This window comes from Brasilonema bromeliae SPC951 (genome assembly GCF_012912135.1).
Classification (GTDB): domain Bacteria; phylum Cyanobacteriota; class Cyanobacteriia; order Cyanobacteriales; family Nostocaceae; genus Brasilonema; species Brasilonema bromeliae.
This window is the reverse complement of record NZ_QMEB01000035.1, coordinates 1-18,551: the sequence shown is the minus strand read 5'-3', so window position 1 is coordinate 18,551 and position 18,551 is coordinate 1. Positions and strand designations below refer to the sequence as shown.

Below are 18,551 nucleotides of genomic sequence, written 5' to 3'. Positions count from 1 at the left end.
TATTTTTCGTAATGACAAATGAACGGTTTACCCTGAGCGGAGCCGAAGGGCACTCACTTCAAGTCGGGAAACCCGAATCAAGTGCTGCCTGATTCGGACTATAACAGCGTGTTGACGACAGTTGATTTCACCCCAACTTGAGAATCTATGGTAGACGGGTTGGTTTGTTGGAGTATCTCGTCTTTGACGACTCCACGTGCTGTAATTAAGGCAATAGCACGGCTAATGCTTTCTGGCAAAATGACCACTAGACTGTTATCTGGGGCCATGTCTAATGCTCTGTTAATCGCTTCTGTTTCGCTGAGAATTGTTTGATGCTGGTAGTTGGGGTTGATTTGTTTGATACCTTGAACAATTAAATCAGCCGCTGAACCGCGCCCCCGTCCCCTGGTGTCGTCATCTTCTTTGACGATAATAGAGTCAAAAATTTCCGCTGCTAGTTTGCCAAGCATGACGAAATCTTCGTCGCGGCGATCGCCAGGTCCGCCAACAACTCCAATCCGTTTGCCAGAAATCCAATTGCGGACGAAAGCACCTAAAGCTTGATAACTAGCTGGGTTGTGGGCATAATCTACCAAAGCGTGGTAATTCCCCAAATTAAACAAATTCATTCGTCCCGGTGTTTGACTCACCGAAGCGCGAAAGGTATTCAAGCCAGCACGAATTTGTTCTATGCTGACATTTTGTACGAACGCTGCCAAAGAAGCTGCTAAAGCATTGGCTATCATAAACGGTGCACGTCCACCCATTGTCAGGGGTATATTTTCTGCCCGTTCAATCCGGTGCGTCCAATCGCCTTTTAAGATTGACAGATAGCCATTTTCATAGACTGCGGCTACTCCTCCCTTTTGAATGTGCTTTCGCACCAATTCCGAATCCGGATTCATGGTGAAGTAGGCAATATTGGCTTTTGTTTTTTCTGCCATAGCAGCGACTCTGTGATCATCAGCGTTAAGCACTGCGTAGCCGTCAGGAAACACAGCTTCCGCGACCACACTCTTGAGATTCGCCAACTGTTCAATAGTATCAATATCGCCTATGCCCAGGTGGTCAGAGGCAACGTTCAATATCACGCCCACGTTAGCGTTTTCAAAAGCTAGTCCAGACCGGAGAATACCCCCACGAGCAGTTTCCAGTACCGCCACTTCCACTGTTGGATCTTGTAGGATGAGTTGGGCACTTTGGGGACCTGTATTGTCTCCTGACTCTACTAAATAATCCCCGATATATGTCCCATCTGTAGTTGTATAACCTATGACTTTATGAGTCTGCTTAAAAATGTGTGCCAACAGCCGAGTCGTGGTAGTTTTGCCGTTAGTGCCCGTGACGGCAAGAATGGGTATGTGACTGATTTTATCCGCTGGGAACAGCATATCCATGACTGCTCCTCCTACATTACGAGGGATGCCTTGGCTTGGAGCAACATGCATCCGGAATCCGGGAGCGGCATTAACTTCTACAATCACACCATCCACTTCTCGCAAGGGACGGCTAATATCCGCTGTCACAATATCAATTCCTGCAATATCCAAACCGATAACTTTTACTATCCGTTGTGCCAGCCAAATATTTTCTGGATGAATTTCATCTGTACGGTCTATGGCAATGCCCCCTGTACTCAAGTTTGCCGTTGCCCGCAGATAGCAAATTTGGTTTTTAGGTAACACGCTATTAAGAGTGAGACCTTGCTTTTCCATCAGTTGGTAGCTGGTGCGGTCGAGTTCAATTTTGGTGAGGACATTATCATGTCCTTCGCCACGGTTTGGATCTTTGTTCGTTTCCTCAATGAGTTCAAAGATGGTAGATTTGCCATTGCCCACCACATGAGCTGGCACACGTTCAGCAACTGCCACAACTTTGCCATCCACCACCAGTACTCTGTGATCCCGCCCAGTGTAATACCGCTCAACAATAATTGCTCGGGAAACCTGTCTAGCAGAATCATAAGCAGCTTCCGCTTCTTCGGTGGAAGTGATATTAATAGAGATACCGCGTCCGTGGTTGCCATCTAAAGGTTTGATGACAATAGGGTAGCCGCCAACGTATTCTATGGCTTGTTGTAAATCATCCAAGAAGTTGATGACGGTACCTCTTGGTACTGGGACTCCAGCGTTGGCAAGAACGCGTTTGGTGGCTTCTTTATCGCAGGCGAGTTCTACTCCCAAGATGCTGGTACTGTCTGTCATCGTCGCTTGTACCCGCTTTTGATTCACGCCGTAGCCTAGCTGAATCAAAAAGCGTGCGCCGAGTTGCATCCAGGGAATGCCTCTTTTTTCTGCTTCTTTGACAAGTGTTTCCGTACTCGGTCCTAAAGCAGCGTCACGCCATAAGTCTCTGAGGTCTTGCAAATCTTGCTCTAACTCTGCCTTTGGATAGCGACCCCGGTCTACAATACTTTGGCATAGCCGCACTGCTGCTCTGCCAGCGTAGCGTCCCGCTTCCTCATTGAGATACTCGAGCACTACCTGGTATACTCCCGATGTTGATGTTTCTCGGGTCCGACCAAAGCCTACGTTCATTCCAGTCAAATCTTGCAATTCTAGGGCTACATGTTCCACAACATGACCCATCATGGTGCCTTCGCGCACTCGCATCAAAAAACCACCACGACAGCCCGGTGAGCAAAAATGACCTTCCAGACTGGGCAAAGCCTCCACTAATCCTTCATAGAAGCCGTGAATTTCGTTTGTGGGCGTCTCGGCAAGGTTTTCTAAATCGAGGCGCATGACAATGAGCTTGTGGCGTCGAATGCTCCAATAGTTGGGGCCGCGTAAGGTCTGGATCTTGAGGATTCTCATGGGAAATAGGTAGATGGAGATTCGGAACCAATATTCTAGTTTCTTACTGGAATTGACCGCTTAACTGTTCATAGTAAACAGTTTTTTCTTCTTACATCGTATTATTCTCGTTTTTTTGGCTGCAAGCAACCTAAAATTTAGCGGTCAATTCAGTGTTTGTTTCGCTTACTAATGTAACATCAGCTACTCGCTTCGTCAGCTGGAGACACGGTATACGGCAGGTAATACTGTACGCTGATACACGTGATAGCGATCACCATGACTGAGAAGATGCATTCGTAGATTATGGATGTTTAAGGGTTCAGTTGCTCCGACATGTGGTTCATTCGTGTGAGTGACCTCAGTTGGATCTACAATCGTAACACTACCTTTGCCTAAGACTTGTAGCCAACCATCCCGCTCAAACATGGCACATGTATCTTCATCAATCCCGATCCCCAGGCGATCTGGATGAGCTGCCAGCGCGCTCATCAGCCGCACCATACGATTGCGATTGTGGAAGTGTTGATCTACTATTACCTCTGGGATCAATCCCAAACCTGTAGCCATATCCACTAGGGAGCGATTTGGCGATTCGCCGCTACCACCCCCTGCGATCATGTGATGCCCCATCACAGCTGCTCCTGCACTCGTCCCTGCTAAGGTGAGTTGTCCGGCTCTCACGCGTTGCCGAATAATATCCATTGCTGGCGTATCTGACAGAACGCCACAGAGACGCAATTGGTCTCCGCCTGTCAAAAACACTCCTGTACAATTTTCTAGAGATGCTTGGATGTAAGAATCTTCACACTGATCCCGTTCTCGAATGTCTAAGATTTCGACTTTCTTAGCACCCATTTCTTCAAAAATACGAATATATCTACCACCTATGATGCTTGGTTCACGGGAGGCAGATGGGATAATTGTAATGTGGCCATTACTGGCACCAGACCGACTGACAAATGTCCGCAAAATTTCGCGTCCATGTACTTTGTCTTCTGCGCCTCCGATGACCAGAACAGCGGTTTTAGTTGCTTGGGGTGTCCTCATTTCCAGCGATTTGACTTTTAATTGCGGCATTGTGTTTCTCCTGTCAACAACTTCAGGTCAATTAAACAACGTAGCTTTCGCCTGATTCTTTTTACGCTTTGCCTCTCGTGGAGGACAGTGCTTCATGTACAAAATGCCTCAGTTTGTGGAGTGTCCTTTGCCGTTTCTTTTGGGGTTTGTTTTTCACATTCGCTCACTCTAGGGTATGGTGTAGGGGATCTAGGCTTTGCGCCTCTCGGTTTGTACGGGCGCAAAGCCTCGCCCCCGTACTGGTGTAAGGTAAGAAGGTGATTTGAACACCTGTGTCCATGAAGATTTGGTTTTAGTCTTGTGAATTGGTTCATGAAGAAAAACAACGAGATTCTTTATTTCATACTCTGAGTTCACGTCTGTGGGGTTTTCCTACCTCATACCACCAACACTTCAAGTGGAGGGACTTTAGCAGGTGTTGACAAACTTTTTTCTGAGGCTAGCCAGATGCATCCGAAGAAGTTGTTAACTCGGTTCAGTTTAATAAGTTAAATGTAGATGTGACAATATTTAAACATAAATTAAGTAATTAGAAAAACTTGTGTTGACACGGAAAACCCAATACTTCCGGTACTTTGAGACACAATTGATGATGTTGATTTGTCTGTGACACAACATCGTTTTCAAATCATCCAATTTTAGATTAGTGTCCTCCAATACGAAATACTGTGCGCTTTGATATAGTTACGCTGTTTCCTGACTGTTTTACCTCTGTTCTCACTACCGGGCTGATAGGTAAAGCCCTAGCAAAGCAGATTGCCCAAGTGCATTTGATTAATCCACGAGACTTTACCACTGACAAGCACCGGAAAGTTGATGATGAACCTTACGGCGGTGGTGTGGGGATGCTGATGAAGCCAGAACCTATATTTGCTGCTGTAGAGTCACTGCCAGTTTTAGATCGACGAGAGGTTATTCTCATGAGTCCTCAAGGTCAAACGATGAATCAGCCACTGTTACGAGAATTGGCGACGAATTATGACCAATTGGTAGTGATTTGTGGTCATTACGAAGGGGTGGATGAACGGGTATTGCATTTAGTTGACCGCGAGGTCTCTTTAGGCGATTTTATTCTGACTGGTGGAGAAATTCCAGCAATGGCATTAATGAATGGTGTCGTACGTCTGTTACCGGGAACAGTGGGAAAAGTTGAGTCCCTAACGGCAGAAAGCTTTGAAGAGGAATTGTTGGACTATCCCCAGTATACCCGTCCTGCAGTGTTTCGTGGCTGGAAGGTTCCTGAAGTCCTGCTTTCAGGAAATCATGCTGCAATTTATAAGTGGCGCTATGAACAACAAATCACCAGAACACGCCTGCGCCGTCCTGATTTGTTCAAATGTTGGCAAGAGAAGCGGAAGCAGCAAGGAGAGTAAGGGAGTGAGGGAGTGAGGGAGTGAGGGAGAAGAATAATTTTTGACTTTTGACTGTTGACACTTGATACCATCTCTATATGAAGATGCAACAAATCAGATCCCCCCAACCCCCCTTCCCAAGGGGGGCTAAGAAATTATTTAGCGCAGCTTCATGAAGAAACGGTATGAGTACTAATTCATGACTAGTGACTAGTGACTAATGACTAAAATATGAATATTCGTATTGGTAACGGCTACGATATCCACCGCTTGGTAAGCGATCGCCCCCTCATTCTAGGCGGAGTCCATATACCCCACTCCTTGGGTTTGCTAGGACACAGCGATGCTGATGTTCTGACACACGCGATCATGGATGCTATGCTGGGGGCGCTTTCTTTGGGGGACATTGGACATTATTTTCCTCCCTCAGATCCCCAATGGGCAGGGGCAGATAGTTTGGTACTGTTAAGTAAAGTCCATCAGTTGGTTCGCCAACATGGTTGGCAAATAGGCAATGTTGACTCGGTCGTTGTCGCAGAACGCCCGAAATTGAAACCCCATATTGAGAAGATGCGGGAAACAATAGCACAAGTTTTGCAAGTACAGCCGAATCAAGTTGGTGTTAAAGCGACTACCAATGAAAAACTTGGTCCGACTGGACGTGAAGAAGGTATTTGTGCGTATGCTGTTGTCTTGCTTGAGAAATTTTAAGACCCCATTTCCTGAATAATCAAAACAGTTATCAGTAAACAGTCAAAAGTTATCAAATGGTTGTTCACTGATAACTGTTCATTGTTAATCTAAACTGTCATAGCTGCACGCAGTTGATCCCGGTTATGCGGTGCATCAAAATCAATAATCGGTCCTTTGGGTACAATTCGAGTTGGGTTGACCTTGGGATGACTTTTGTAATAATGCCGTTTGATGTGGTCAAGATTACAAGTTTCTTTGACTCCTGGCTGTTGGTAGAGGTCTTTGAGATAGTTCCACAAATTGGAATAATCTACAATCCGGCGTAAGTTACACTTGAAATGCACATAGTAAACGGCATCAAAGCGAAACAGGGTTGTAAACAGACACCAGTCCGCTTCAGTGAGTTGTTCGCCACAAAGATAACGTTGCTTTCCTAACACTTTCTCCCAATGATCAAGAGCATCAAAAAGTTCGGTTACCGCTTCATCATAAGCTGATTGTGTCGTGGCAAATCCTGCGCGGTAGACACCATTATTTATCGGCTGGTAAATTGCATCAATTGTCTCGTCAATAACTTTTTGTAAATGTTCTGGATAAAAGTTTACATTTTGTTTCGCGAAGGCATCAAACTCTGTATCCAACATCCGTATGATTTCGCGGGATTCGTTATTGACAATCGTCTGATTTTGTGTATCCCACAAAACCGGAACTGTCACCCGTCCACTGTAGTTGGGATCGGCTTTGAGATAAACTTGCCAGAGATACTGAGTTCCATTGACTGTATCGGGAGTACTCCCAGGTTCATCAGCAAATTCCCAACTGTTATCATGAATTTCTGCCGCTACGACGGACATACTGATGACATCTTGCAGTCCTTTGAGCTGACGCATAATGGCGGTGCGATGCGCCCAAGGACAAGCCCAGGAAATGTACAAGTGATAGCGTCCTGGTTCTGCTTTAAATCCGCTAGAACCATCTGCTGTAATACGGTTGCGGAAAGTTGTTGAAGGACGGAGAAATTTACCTTGTGAGTCTTCTTGCTCGCGATCGCTTACCCACTTACCATCCTTGAGGATTCCCAAGCCCATAAGTTTAATTAGTAGTTAGTCGTTAATCACTACTAGTTGTATCTAATAATCAACAATTGCCTAAGCGTCTTTAGATAGAACTACTAGCGGCATTATTAACAGTGAACAGTGAACAGTAAACAGTGAACAGTGATAACTGATAACTGATAACTGACAACTGATTTAATCACCCCTGTCTCTGTGCTCTAATCTGTTGATCCGCTTGTTGTCTTAAACTCATGACACCTGCTTGGCTTAATGTCATTGCAGTAATATTGCCTGTGTCATCCTTTTCAAAGGAAATACTCGTATTCGCTGCTTTAGCAAAGAACTCTAGCTCTGATGTCGGGAAAAACTGTAACGGCAGTTGCTGCTCACATTGTAGGAACAAACTCCCATCTTGGCTCATCACTTTGAACTGCAATCCAGATTTTGTTAAGTATAACCCTGAGTAGCTATCAGTTTGCGACAAAGTGATGATTGGTTTTTCTTGCGGGAACACGTCAGGCCAGTCATACTCAAGCGCGAGCGATCGCATAACTTCTGGCATCAGCTCAATTTCATTGGAGTTGAGCATGACAACAGCACCTTTTCCAATATGCGCGTAAACACGCATCAATGCTACAAATCCTTCATTCGTACCACTATGAAAAAAGTAGAAACCATCGCCAATTCCACCACCCGCGAAGAATCCTAATCCCACAAATAATCCATTCCCTAATCCCACAAATGATTCATTCGCTCCTTGTGTTTGCTCTGGTTGTTGGGGACGCAACATTTCTTCTATCGTCTCTTTACTCCACACAGTGGCAGGTAACCCACGCAATACTCGCAAAATTTCGACTCCGACTTTGGCTAAATCTGTTGCTGTCGTCCACAAACCTGCTGCTGCCATCTCAGGATAAACGTGGTGCTTGCCTTCAAGTGGGATACCAGAGAACGGGTGAGCTGTTGCTGCCCTTGCTGACCAATCGTTTGGAAGCGGCTGTTGGTAGGTGCTGTTTGTCATGCCCAACGGGTTGAGCACCAATTCGCGCATGATTTCTGGAAAAGGTTGCTTGAGCAAATCAACCAATACCTGTTGGGCAACTGTCGTACCACCACCCGAATAGCGATAATGCAAACCAGGGATGATATTAACCTCCACTTTATCGGTATTGGCTGGAGGTTCGCCATTGAGAACTTGAATCGTGGTTGGCAATGGCTCTGAGTTTAGATAGCCAGGAAAGCCATGCACAGTCAAGCCAGCAGTATGACTCAACAACTGGCGCAGCGTGACGCGAGGTTGCCAATCTCCGATAGCAGGCACACGCCATGAGGTGAGATAGGTGTTGACATCTTCATCAAGATTGAGACGACCTTCTTGTGCAAGACGCATAACCGCTAAGGCGAAAACAGGTTTGCTGATTGAGGCTGCTTGAAACAACGTGTTTGGTGTGACTTCACGGCTTGTTCGAGCCTCACACACACCAAATCCACGTGCCCATTCGATTTCAAAGTCATTAATGACGGCAATACTGATGCCTGGCGTGTGGTAATGCACCAATTGCTCATCCAATGTTTTTGGTGAACCGAATTTTCCTTCTAGCGCTGTTGCTGGCAGAAGATTATTGATGACACGCTCAATGCGTTGCTCAACGGATTGCAGCATCGGTGTACTCCGCTTTTCTGTTTTGGATTCGTCACTGCTGTCCAATTCTACTCAATGTTGAATTGCCCCACTGACAATCTAAAATACAGCCCACACCGATAACCTGAGCAACCCAACTACTCACTCATAACTTATTGAAGACTCATAACTATTCCTCATTCAGGATTTTAGGTACCTTAAAAAAGTCGCGTTCTTGTTCTGGCGCACTCTGAAGAATGTCTTCGCGGTTGGGATAAGGTTGCAAATCGTCTGCTCGTGTCACATTCTTCACATCAATTGCTCGTAATGTTGGTGGCACATTATTCACATCCAATTCACTCAGTTGTTCAAAATAGTCAAGAATACTTCCCAACTGAGTTGTGAATTTCTCTTCTTCTTCGGGCGTCAACTCTAAACGCGCAAGATGAGCTACTTTACGAACTTGTTCACGGTCAATCATGGTTAGTCATTAGTCATTAGTCATTAGTCATTAGTATCATGACAAACGACTAACGACAAATCATTAAAAGAATACGTCAACTTGAGAGCGTTTAGTGGTTTTTAACCAGTTTTGAGCTTCGATGTAGTTATTGGGAGCTTGGCGGATAGCTCTAATCCAATAATCAGCCGCTTTGTCAAACAGTGCTTCTCCCCCGTCTTCGTCTCCTGCTTCTTTCGCCTTTTCCCCTTGATAGTGGTAAATGACAGCGATGTTGTTTAAAGCTTGGGGTAGGCGTGGATTAAATTCCAGTGCTTGATGATACAACTCTAGAGCTTTGTCATGTTCCCCGTTGCTGGCATAGATAAGCCCCATGTTATAGAGGATATAGCTTCGGTCGTTGGTGTCTTCTTCTAGTTCTAAAGCCTCTTTGTAGTTTTCTAAGGCTTCAGCGTATTCTCCTTCCGACTGTGCGGACATTCCATCTCGGTAATAAACAAAGGCTTCTTTAGCTTTTTTATTGGTTGGCAGAAGCTTGAGGATCAGATCTGCCATGACTGTAAAGCTTTTGTCAACAAAGTTATCGTTTTTCTGGGTTCTTGGCATAACGGCTTATGTGATAGGTTTGCCGCAATCATGACGATGACTGGGTGTTTAATGAGTGCTTGAGCGCTCACTACAAGTTAATCTAACTGATTAGTACCTCATGAAAAGTTACAAAGGCTTAATACAATCTGGAATATTTTGCTTGGGGCTGTTGACAACTTTGCTGACTGGGTAAGCAGTCATTGCTTCGGATGGGTAGGGGTGCAGCAGTTGTTGTAGCGATGAGGGTGTTTGTATTTCTGGATTTAACCACACATCGTAATCCTGTTGTTGAAGAATAACTGGCATACGCTCATGGATCGGCTGCACTAATTCGTTTGCTTCCGTGGTCAAAATTGTACAGGATGTGATTTCCTCACCTTCGGGCGATCGCCATTGCTCCCACAACCCTGCAAAGCCAAAGGGTTTTCCTTCTTGCAGACGAAAATAATAAGGCTGTTTTTGATTTTCTTGAAGCCGCCATTCGTAAAAGCCATCTGCTACTACCAAACAGCGACGATACTTTAATGCAGAGCGGAAAGCTGGTTTTTCTGCTACTGTTTCTGCCCTAGCGTTGATCAGCTTCACTCCTATTCCTAGATCTTTTGACCAAGAGGGAATTAACCCCCAACGCAACTTCTGAAATTTGCGCTCCTCGCTTTCTTGATTATACAAGACTGCCCCGACCATTTGCGTAGGAGCAATGTTATATTGCGGCTCTAGCTCGGGAAGTTTTTCTACATGGAAGGTTTCGTATAATGCTTCTGCTGTTTGGATTAAAGTAAATCTTCCACACATACTTTTTCCTCAACCGCTAATTAAAATCAAACGTCTAAATCGTGCAACAAATATTACTTTTATTTTTTATTAATCAGAGAATTCTGTTTCGTACTAAAATGCTATATATCAAACCATTTTATCATATTTATTTGTCATTTCCGATAATATGCTGTATTTTGACGGCATGATTAATTAACCATTTCATCTCAACTTTTTGGCATGAAAACCCTGCGTTTGTATGATTTTTTACCCTCAGGCAATGGTTACAAGATTCGTCTTTTATTGACGCAAATTGGTATGCCATTTGAGAGGATAGAGGTTGATATCACTAAAGGTGAGTCTCGAACGCCAGATTTTTTAGGTAAAAATTCCAACGGAAAAATTCCCGTTTTGGAAGTTGAACCAGGGAGATATTTAGCTGAATCAAATGCCATTATGACTTATCTGAGTGAAGGAACAGAATTTTTACCATATGACCCCTTTTTACGAGCACAAGTACTGCAATGGTTATTCTTTGAACAATACAGCCATGAGCCTTATATCGCTACATTGAGATTTTGGATTTCTATTTTAGATAAAGCTCAAGAATACCATGAAGTTATAGAGCAAAAACGTGAACCTGGTTACGCAGCTCTAATGGTGATGGAAAAACACTTATCCAACCACGCTTATTTTGTAGGAGAGCGTTACACAATTGCTGATATTGGCTTGTTTGCTTACACTCATGTCGCTGATGAAGGTGGATTTGACTTGACACGATTTCCTGCCATCCAAGATTGGATAGAAAGAGTGAAAGCACAGCCTGCCTATATTAGTATTACAGAAGAGTTAACTTCTTCGTCGTAAGTCCCGCGCTATAACGGTACTCCGTTTAGCGCCGGGAGAGGCGACGGGCAACGACGATTGCATCTTTGCGGGGTTCCGACTGGGAAAATGAGCCAGCCTTATAACTACGAGTACTCGTAAGCGCCGACAGATCAACAAACACTCGTGTGGCTCATTTTCTTTGTCCCAGTGCGTCACCAATTCTTACCGACGGTAAGAGAGGGAAAGATGTATGAGGAGTTGCCAACTTTTCCGGAACGCTGTTACTGAAAATTGTATATAATAGTAACAGGTCGATATTTGGAGAAGTTTAGATGAGACGACAAGCCGTAAAAATTAGGTTGTATCCCACAGACCAACAAGTCAAGATACTTGCACAGCATTTTGGATGTGCTCGCTGGTGGTGGAATTACGGTTTAAACAAGTGCATTGAAACCTACAAGGCAACTGGAAAAGGTTTGTCTCAATCTGGGCTAAATTCTTTATTGCCAGCACTCAAAAAAGATGAAGAAACTGAATGGCTAGGAGAATGCTACTCACAGATTTTACAATCTGTAAGTCTCAATCTTAGTCGTGCGTACAAAAACTTTTTTGATGGTAGAGCGCAATATCCTAAGTTCAAGTCAAGACATCATCGTCAGTCCATCCAGTATCCACAGAAGGTAAAACAAGTCAATGATTGCCTGAAATTTCCTGGAACGTTAGGCGTTGTAAAAGCGAATATTCATCGTCTACTTGATGGGACTATCAAGACTGTCACCGTTAGTAAATGTCCTTCTGGTAAGTACTACGCTTCTGTGTTGATGGAATATGAAGACGATTACCCAACACCTAGTACAGATGGCAAGGTTATTGGTGTTGACCTAGGAATAAAAGATTTTGCAATTACCTACGACGGTGAAAAAGTTTCCAAATATCCAAACCCAAAACACTTAGCCAAATATGAAAAGAAATTAGCCAAGAAACAACGTATTGCTGCACGAAAAGTAAAAGGTAGTAGTCGTCGTAGAAAGGCTTTAAGAAAAGTAGCTAGAGTATACGAACAAGTTAGCAATGTCCGCCAAGACTATTTACATAAGCTATCTAGAAAGATAGTTGATAACAATCAAGTCGTTGTAGTTGAAAACCTAAACGTCAAGGGCATGGTTCGTAACGACAAACTAGCAAAAGCAATATCTGATACGGGATGGGGGACTTTCGTCAACTTCTTGTCTTACAAATTAGAACGTAATGGCGGGATGTTGATAGAAATAAACCGATGGTTTCCTAGTTCCAAACTTTGCTCTAATTGCCATTATCAAATCAAAGAGTTGTCACTAAATACAAGAACCTGGGTTTGTCCTAGTTGCGGTACTCATCACGATAGAGATGGTAATGCTGCGATGAATATTAGAACAGAAGGTGTCAGAATGCTGTCCTCCTCTGGGACAGGGGAGGCTAACGCCAATGGAGAGGAAGTAAGACCAATTCGAGGGCGCAAGCCCACGATGAGGCCTTCCTCCGTGAAGTTGGAAGCCCCCACCATACCGCTTGCGGTTGGTGGTGGGTAGTTCACAGCCTTAGTCATACTTATAACAAGATTCATTTCTTGTGTGTTTTTTTGAGATACCAGTCTTGCCCGTTCAATATTTGAGATGGGCAAGATATTGATCTCATCATGAAATCATGACTTTTAGATCAGGGCGGACAATCTGTTCACGCTACTAAAGAAATAAAGTTGTTGCACTCATTCGTTTTCTTGGTGTTCTTCTTTGCGTAGCGTGTACGGGCAGACGAGACGCGAACAAGTTGGGAAACCATGTACGACAGTCGCCTGTCTTCGAGTGAGGCTGTTAAAACAGTGAACAGTGAACAGTAAACAGCTACCTACGCAGCTACCTACGCGGACGAGTCCGTTTCCTACCTGATAACTGCGGCTGGTACTGCGGCTGGTACTGCGGCTGGTACTGCGGCTGGTACTTGATAACTGATAACTGTTAAATTTCAGATACTCTAAGAACCCGGAGGGCTTCCCGCAGGGTAGGGCGCAAAGTACACAAAGAAAGAAAGAAGAAGTCAAGAAAATTTGGCGCAGCCTCACAAAGAAATGGTATTACACGAAAGCTTTTTGGGTTGCTATTGGCGAAATCTAAAATTTTGTCACGGATATCTTCTACTACCAGCACCCACTACACCAATTTTGTGGCGATAGGATAGTTCAGCACCGAACCAGCCAGAAGCACTCGTCAGCGTACCAACAATAAGTGAGATTATGAGACCCCAAGGTAATATTGCTGACTCAGGATTGCCGAGACGCAGAATGAAGTTGATGGCACTCAAAACAAGGATAGCCACGTTAAGAGTCAGGTGCACCCAGCCAGCAGAACGCTTGCGGACTCGTTCAATTTGTAAAAAGTCGCTTATGCCGATTAGCGCTGCTACCACGCCTCCAAGCAATCCAAGTCCGATTAACCACAGCGAAGCCCTTGCCCAAAAGAAATCATGAGTTAACCAGTAGCCGAAGTCGCTACCCAAGGCGGCGGCTAAAAAGGCTATGGGAAAGATGACACTCAGGGGGTGTAAGGGATGTCCTGCGATCGCAACTGTGCTAGGTACACCAGTATCATGATACTCTCTATCGTCACTTTCAATAACTGGTGGGAGATTTGGGAACGGTGTCGAAGTTCTCTCTGTAGTTTCCATAATTTTTAGTATCCTAAAGTATCCTAATTTTATGCTGAGGGAATTTGCTCGACGTAAGCTTCTGCTTGCAGTATCAGTTTACCTGTTTCCACCTCGAGTTGTTTAACTCGTAGGGTCATTCCTTCTAAATCGAAGTTACTTAAATTCAAAATTTCGCTCGTTGCATCTATCAAAGTTTTTGTCAACTCTGGTGAGATTTCTTTTGTATCACCATACTCAACATTTTCTAGAGAAACTGTTTGTCCGTTAGCACTCACTTTCGGCACTGCGGAAAAAGCAACTTGGTGAGTTTCATTGGTTTCTCTTAATAGAATAGAAGCTCCTAATGCGACTTTATTCTCACCAGGTAAATGAAAATCTACGTGTTGAGGAATAATCGTCGTTAACTGCCCGTTGATGTGAATTTTCTGGGTTTGCAATTGTGAACGGACATATTCCGAGTTAAAGGCATGATTGATATCGTTTTCAGTCAAAACAACTAGTGTACTTGCTTGCGTTGGTTTTGTCAGTTCAATCTTACCAAAAGCTGCACTCAAGGGATTAATGGCAACGCTATCGGTTTGCATTTTCAACTCCTCCACTCGGAGGTCTTTTTGCATTACCAATCCTTTGCCTTCAATTGAGACTGAATCGACTTCTCCTTGAACCAGTTTCAGAGGATCTGTTTTGACATCTACATTCAAATCTTCTACTTTATCTAACTGGCTAGATAACCCTATTTCTGCGGCTTTATTCAGCGCTTGCTCTCCTAGCCCTGGACTATCGGGCATTATGCTTTTATCTCCTTTTTAACTATCCTTGCGTCAATCTAGAGAATTTGCAAAAAATTTTTCTCTATCTAGCGATAGAGCATCGTGAAAGTAACTATCTATCTCCAAGTAGAAATTATAAAAGATGAAGTTTTTTTCTCCTTTTTCTATCCAGAGTTTATGAGCTATCGGTCAAAAGAAAGATGGAAGCTTATTCATGATTGTGTCACCTTGAGAATGTAAATAACGCAAAAAACTTGATCCTGAGGGGAACCAGAAAATGGTTGCAACACTAGATGATACAAAGCGTTCTGCTATTGCTATTAAACTGGCAGATCTGAAAGCACTTCAACAGTTGCTGATTGAAAATGAAGAACAGCTTATCAAACAAGTCAGTGACCAAGAAATTGCTGATCGCCTCCGGAACTTTCTCGAAGATGACAAAAAAAATCTGGGCGTTTTGGAAACTGTAATCGGTCAGTATGGCATCCAAGCCGAGCCAAAGAAGACCGTTACAGAGTTAATTGAAAAGGTTCGTAAATTGCAACAAGGCTCTGAGCTGAGCCTGTACGAGAAAGTCTTTCAGCATGAATTGCTGAAGCACCAACAAGTCATGACCGGCTTGACAGTTCACAAAGCAGCACAAAAAGTTGGTGCTGACGTCATGCTGGCTCTCGGACCTCTAAACACCATCAACTTTGAGAACCGCGCTCACCAAGAGCAACTCAAAGGCGTTCTGGAAATTTTGGGTGTCCGCGAACTGACCGGACAAGAAGCGGAGCAAGGTATTTGGGCACGCGTGCAAGACGCTATGGCTGCAGTCAGCGGCGTTGTCGGTAGCGCTGTTACCCAAAACACTGACAAGAAGGATCTGAACATCCAAGATGTTATTCGTTTGGATCACGGCAAGGTTAACACCTTGTTCACTGAACTTTTGGCTAGCCAAGATCCCCAAAAGATTCAAGAGTACTTTGGTCAAATCTACAAGGATTTGAGTGCTCACGCTGAAGCTGAAGAGCAAGTCGTCTACCCCAGAGTACGTCCTTTCTACGGTCAGAACGATACTCAAGAACTGTATGACGAGCAAGCTGAAATGAAGAAGATGTTAGAGCAAATCAAGGGTCTTAACCCCTCTAACATGGAGCAATTCAAAGGTAAAATCAAACAGCTGATGGACGCTGTTGGCGACCATATTCGTCAAGAAGAAAGCTCCATGTTCGCTGCTATTCGCAACAACTTGAGCACGGAGCAAAGCGAGCAACTGGCTACAGAATTCAAAGCTGCTAAGACCGAGCTCCAAAAGAAATTGGGCGTAGTCGGCGCTAAGTAGTCTATGGAAGTACTAGACGCAAATTTTTGCTTTGTTTTGCGTCTAGTGATTAGTCTCGCTAAAGTATCAACTTCCAGTACAAGAGTGCTGGGAGTTTTTATTTAGATATTTAAGTTTATCAATTTTGGTGCCAATATTTGTAAGCTGTGTACGCCATCGTGACAACTCCAGTAATAATGGCAGATTCATCTACGTCAAAGAGGGGATGGTGTAATGGGTAATTAAGGATTCTATCTTTGAAGCCCACACCCAAGCGAAACATGCTACCAGGAGCGTGTTCTAAATAAACAGAAAAATCTTCGGCACCAAGAGAAGGTTCGGGTAACACTTGAACGCGATCGCTACCCCATGCTTCCTCTGCTGCTGCTTGCGTCAACTGCGTTAGGAAATAATCGTTTTGCACGCTAGGCACGCCTTGGCTATAGTTTACCTGATATTTTGCACCATAGGAATCACAAACATTAGCGACGATTTTTTCAATCCAATTTGGCAGATTGGCACGGGTTTCGGGATGGAGAGAACGGACTGTTCCCAACAACTGCACTTTATCAGCAATTATATTCGGTGCTCTGCCACCGTTAATCTGCCCTATGCTTAACACGACAGGACGTAAAGGGTTCTGGGTTCGGCTGATTGCTTGTTGCAGTGTGGTTACGACTTGCGAAGCAATCCAGATAGCATCTACCGCCTCATGAGGACGAGCACCATGTCCAGATTCACCGATAATGATAATCTCTATAGTGTCAGCAGCTGCCGTTAACGCGCCGTAACGCACACCAATGGAACCTGCGGGTATCGAGGGGAAAACATGAAGACTAAGTATATTTGATACCTGCTTCATTGCGCCATCGTTTACCATCCAACTAGCACCTTGGGCTATTTCCTCTGCTGGCTGAAATAAGAACCGTATTCCACCCGGTAACTCCTCTGCCATTTGAGACAGTATCATTGCTGTTCCTAAACCGACTGTCGTGTGGACATCATGACCACAAGCGTGCATGACACCTTGTGAGCGAGAGGCGAACTCTAAACAGGTGCGTTCTGTAATTGGTAGCGCATCCATGTCAGTGCGAATTGCCAATAAACGTTCATCTTTGCCAGTCCCTTGCAGTTCTGCAATCACTCCAGTTTTACCGACTCCTTCTTGTACGTGAAGACCACTAGAAGATAAAACACCAGAAACAAAAGCAGATGTTTGCTGCTCTTGACCACTGAGTTCTGGGTGAGAGTGGATGTGACGGCGAATCTCAATTAAGCGGGGTGACAGTTTTGTTGCCAAGTCTTTAATATGAGTAAGCATTGGTGAATTAAGTTACACACTGTTTTGTCATTTTTCCTATGATAAAGAAATGTTAACCAAATGCTAATTTAACTTCAATTATTTTTTGCAAGGGGAGCATCCCAATTTTGCAAAAAAAATGGTAGTGGGAGCATCTTGCTCCCCAGTTTATAACCGAAGCGGGCTGTCCGGCCCGCACTACAAAATAAAATAAATTTACACATTTGGGATGCTCCCTTTTGCAAGTGGGGAAGATGGAGTAGTGAGGGAGATGAGCAAGTAGGGAAGACGCGGAATAAGCAAGTAATTTCTTCCCCTGCTCTCCTGCTAAAGGTGCTCCCCTGGTCCTCCTTATTCCCCGCGACAAGTTGTACCAGGAACCTTCTGGTTTTTGAACTTATCACATTCAACTTGTTGAGCTGGACGCTGTAGTGACCAGCCATAATTTTTGTCAGAAGTGACAGTGCCTGTGGGCATTGTGGTCAAACGGAAATTTGCTCCTCGAAAGTTTGTATACTGTCGTTTAGCTCCTGTGAGATTGGCAGCTTCTAAATTGGCACCTATAAACCCAGCAGAAGTCAAATTGGTATTGTCCAGAGATGCTAATTTGAGATTCGCACCTGTTAGGGAAGCATTCGAGAGGTTTGCGGAAGTTAAAACTGCAGTTTCTAGATTTGCACCTGTGAGATCTGCATTTGTGAGGTTTGCCTGAGATAAGTTCGCACCCTTTAAGTTTGCTTCTCGTAAATTGGCTCCACTTAATCTAGCTTGAGATAAATCAGCACCACTTAAATCACAACGAGGACAAGTATTTGTTGTTCTCAAAAGTTCCAAGTCTTGCTCGTTGAGTGCGAAGGCTTGTGCTGTCAACCCAAAAAAAGTAAACAGAACCGTAGCCGTGACAATTTTAATGTTCATATTTTTACAGAGAGACTCAAGTTAGAAAGTTTGGTCAAAGATGTAATGCTACACTTATATATAAGACTAGCTCCAGAGATAGCGAGAATAAAGAACTAGTAAAGATGTTGTGAAAATACCGTAAATTCTTATGATTAGACTGTACAAAAGTGAACACAGTTAATAGAATAGAGACATCAAGTTATACAGAAACTCTATAGTCTACCACCTATTTTTTCCCCCCGAGCCACATATAAGAACGGCAGGGGGGAAATTATTTTTAGCCCACTTTAGCCCACATTTCCCAAGTGCGATACGGCTTCAGGAACTAAGGGGCTAGAAACTGTAACTAAATTGTTGGACAAAGCTAGACATTAATTAACATT

The 18,551-nt window shown here is 44.1% G+C and carries 16 protein-coding genes; 5 read left to right on the top strand and 11 right to left on the bottom strand.

Annotation, left to right across the window (positions count from 1 at the left end; genetic code table 11):
• Positions 1–98: 98 nt before the first annotated feature.
• On the bottom strand, positions 99–2,798 hold the full coding sequence (gene cphA / locus DP116_RS06915) for a cyanophycin synthetase (protein ID WP_169154475.1): 2,700 nt from the start codon (positions 2,796–2,798) through the stop codon (positions 99–101).
• A 195-nt stretch (positions 2,799–2,993) separates the two neighbouring features.
• Complete coding sequence (locus DP116_RS06910) at positions 2,994–3,857, bottom strand: cyanophycinase (RefSeq protein WP_048869553.1); 864 nt, start codon at positions 3,855–3,857, stop codon at positions 2,994–2,996.
• A 668-nt stretch (positions 3,858–4,525) separates the two neighbouring features.
• Here DP116_RS06910 and trmD point away from each other — a divergent pair.
• Positions 4,526–5,230: a tRNA (guanosine(37)-N1)-methyltransferase TrmD gene (gene trmD, locus DP116_RS06905; protein ID WP_169154474.1), complete on the top strand. Its 705-nt coding sequence runs from the start codon at positions 4,526–4,528 to the stop codon at positions 5,228–5,230.
• A 210-nt stretch (positions 5,231–5,440) separates the two neighbouring features.
• The gene (gene ispF, locus DP116_RS06900; protein WP_169154473.1) at positions 5,441–5,920 is read left to right on the top strand and encodes a 2-C-methyl-D-erythritol 2,4-cyclodiphosphate synthase; all 480 of its coding nucleotides are present in this window, start codon (positions 5,441–5,443) and stop codon (positions 5,918–5,920) included.
• Positions 5,921–6,009: 89 nt separating this feature from the next.
• Here the strand turns inward: ispF and DP116_RS06895 are convergent, their stop codons facing one another.
• The 5 genes from DP116_RS06895 to DP116_RS06875 form a co-directional block, all read right to left on the bottom strand.
• Positions 6,010–6,990 carry a glutathione S-transferase family protein gene (locus DP116_RS06895; RefSeq protein ID WP_169154472.1) on the bottom strand — a complete coding sequence of 327 codons (981 nt, stop codon included), beginning with the start codon at positions 6,988–6,990 and terminating at the stop codon, positions 6,010–6,012.
• Between the two features lie 166 nt (positions 6,991–7,156).
• Positions 7,157–8,620 carry a serine hydrolase domain-containing protein gene (locus tag DP116_RS06890; RefSeq protein ID WP_169154471.1) on the bottom strand — a complete coding sequence of 488 codons (1,464 nt, stop codon included), beginning with the start codon at positions 8,618–8,620 and terminating at the stop codon, positions 7,157–7,159.
• Positions 8,621–8,768: 148 nt separating this feature from the next.
• Positions 8,769–9,059, bottom strand: coding sequence for an Asp-tRNA(Asn)/Glu-tRNA(Gln) amidotransferase subunit GatC (gene gatC / locus DP116_RS06885; RefSeq protein WP_169154470.1), 291 nt, complete (start codon positions 9,057–9,059; stop codon positions 8,769–8,771).
• A gap of 63 nt (positions 9,060–9,122) precedes the next feature.
• Positions 9,123–9,644 (bottom strand): photosystem I assembly protein Ycf3, encoded by a 522-nt coding sequence (locus DP116_RS06880; RefSeq protein WP_169154469.1) that lies wholly within the window; start codon positions 9,642–9,644, stop codon positions 9,123–9,125.
• A gap of 108 nt (positions 9,645–9,752) precedes the next feature.
• Positions 9,753–10,421: an SOS response-associated peptidase gene (locus DP116_RS06875; RefSeq protein ID WP_169154468.1), complete on the bottom strand. Its 669-nt coding sequence runs from the start codon at positions 10,419–10,421 to the stop codon at positions 9,753–9,755.
• Between the two features lie 201 nt (positions 10,422–10,622).
• Here DP116_RS06875 and DP116_RS06870 point away from each other — a divergent pair, with 201 nt between their 5' ends.
• Together DP116_RS06870 and DP116_RS06865 are read left to right on the top strand one after the other, a co-directional pair.
• On the top strand, positions 10,623–11,249 hold the full coding sequence (locus tag DP116_RS06870; RefSeq protein ID WP_169154467.1) for a glutathione S-transferase family protein: 627 nt from the start codon (positions 10,623–10,625) through the stop codon (positions 11,247–11,249).
• A gap of 293 nt (positions 11,250–11,542) precedes the next feature.
• Positions 11,543–12,778, top strand: a complete 1,236-nt coding sequence (locus DP116_RS06865; RefSeq protein WP_169154466.1) for an RNA-guided endonuclease InsQ/TnpB family protein — start codon at positions 11,543–11,545, stop codon at positions 12,776–12,778.
• A gap of 589 nt (positions 12,779–13,367) precedes the next feature.
• Here DP116_RS06865 and DP116_RS06860 read toward each other — a convergent pair.
• Entirely contained in the window at positions 13,368–13,910 is a 543-nt protein-coding gene (locus DP116_RS06860; protein ID WP_169154465.1) for a DUF2231 domain-containing protein, read from the bottom strand.
• A gap of 29 nt (positions 13,911–13,939) precedes the next feature.
• The gene (locus tag DP116_RS06855) at positions 13,940–14,680 is read right to left on the bottom strand and encodes an LmeA family phospholipid-binding protein (protein ID WP_169154464.1); all 741 of its coding nucleotides are present in this window, start codon (positions 14,678–14,680) and stop codon (positions 13,940–13,942) included.
• A gap of 259 nt (positions 14,681–14,939) precedes the next feature.
• Between DP116_RS06855 and DP116_RS06850 the strand changes: the two genes are divergently transcribed.
• A complete protein-coding gene (locus DP116_RS06850) occupies positions 14,940–15,989 on the top strand; it encodes a hemerythrin domain-containing protein (RefSeq protein ID WP_169154463.1) in 1,050 nt (349 codons plus the stop codon).
• 118 nt (positions 15,990–16,107) lie between these two features.
• Here the strand turns inward: DP116_RS06850 and DP116_RS06845 are convergent, their stop codons facing one another.
• Together DP116_RS06845 and DP116_RS06840 are read right to left on the bottom strand one after the other, a co-directional pair.
• Entirely contained in the window at positions 16,108–17,289 is a 1,182-nt protein-coding gene (locus tag DP116_RS06845; RefSeq protein ID WP_169154462.1) for a M20 family metallopeptidase, read from the bottom strand.
• Between the two features lie 330 nt (positions 17,290–17,619).
• Positions 17,620–18,186 carry a pentapeptide repeat-containing protein gene (locus DP116_RS06840; RefSeq protein ID WP_169154461.1) on the bottom strand — a complete coding sequence of 189 codons (567 nt, stop codon included), beginning with the start codon at positions 18,184–18,186 and terminating at the stop codon, positions 17,620–17,622.
• Positions 18,187–18,551 lie beyond the last annotated feature (365 nt).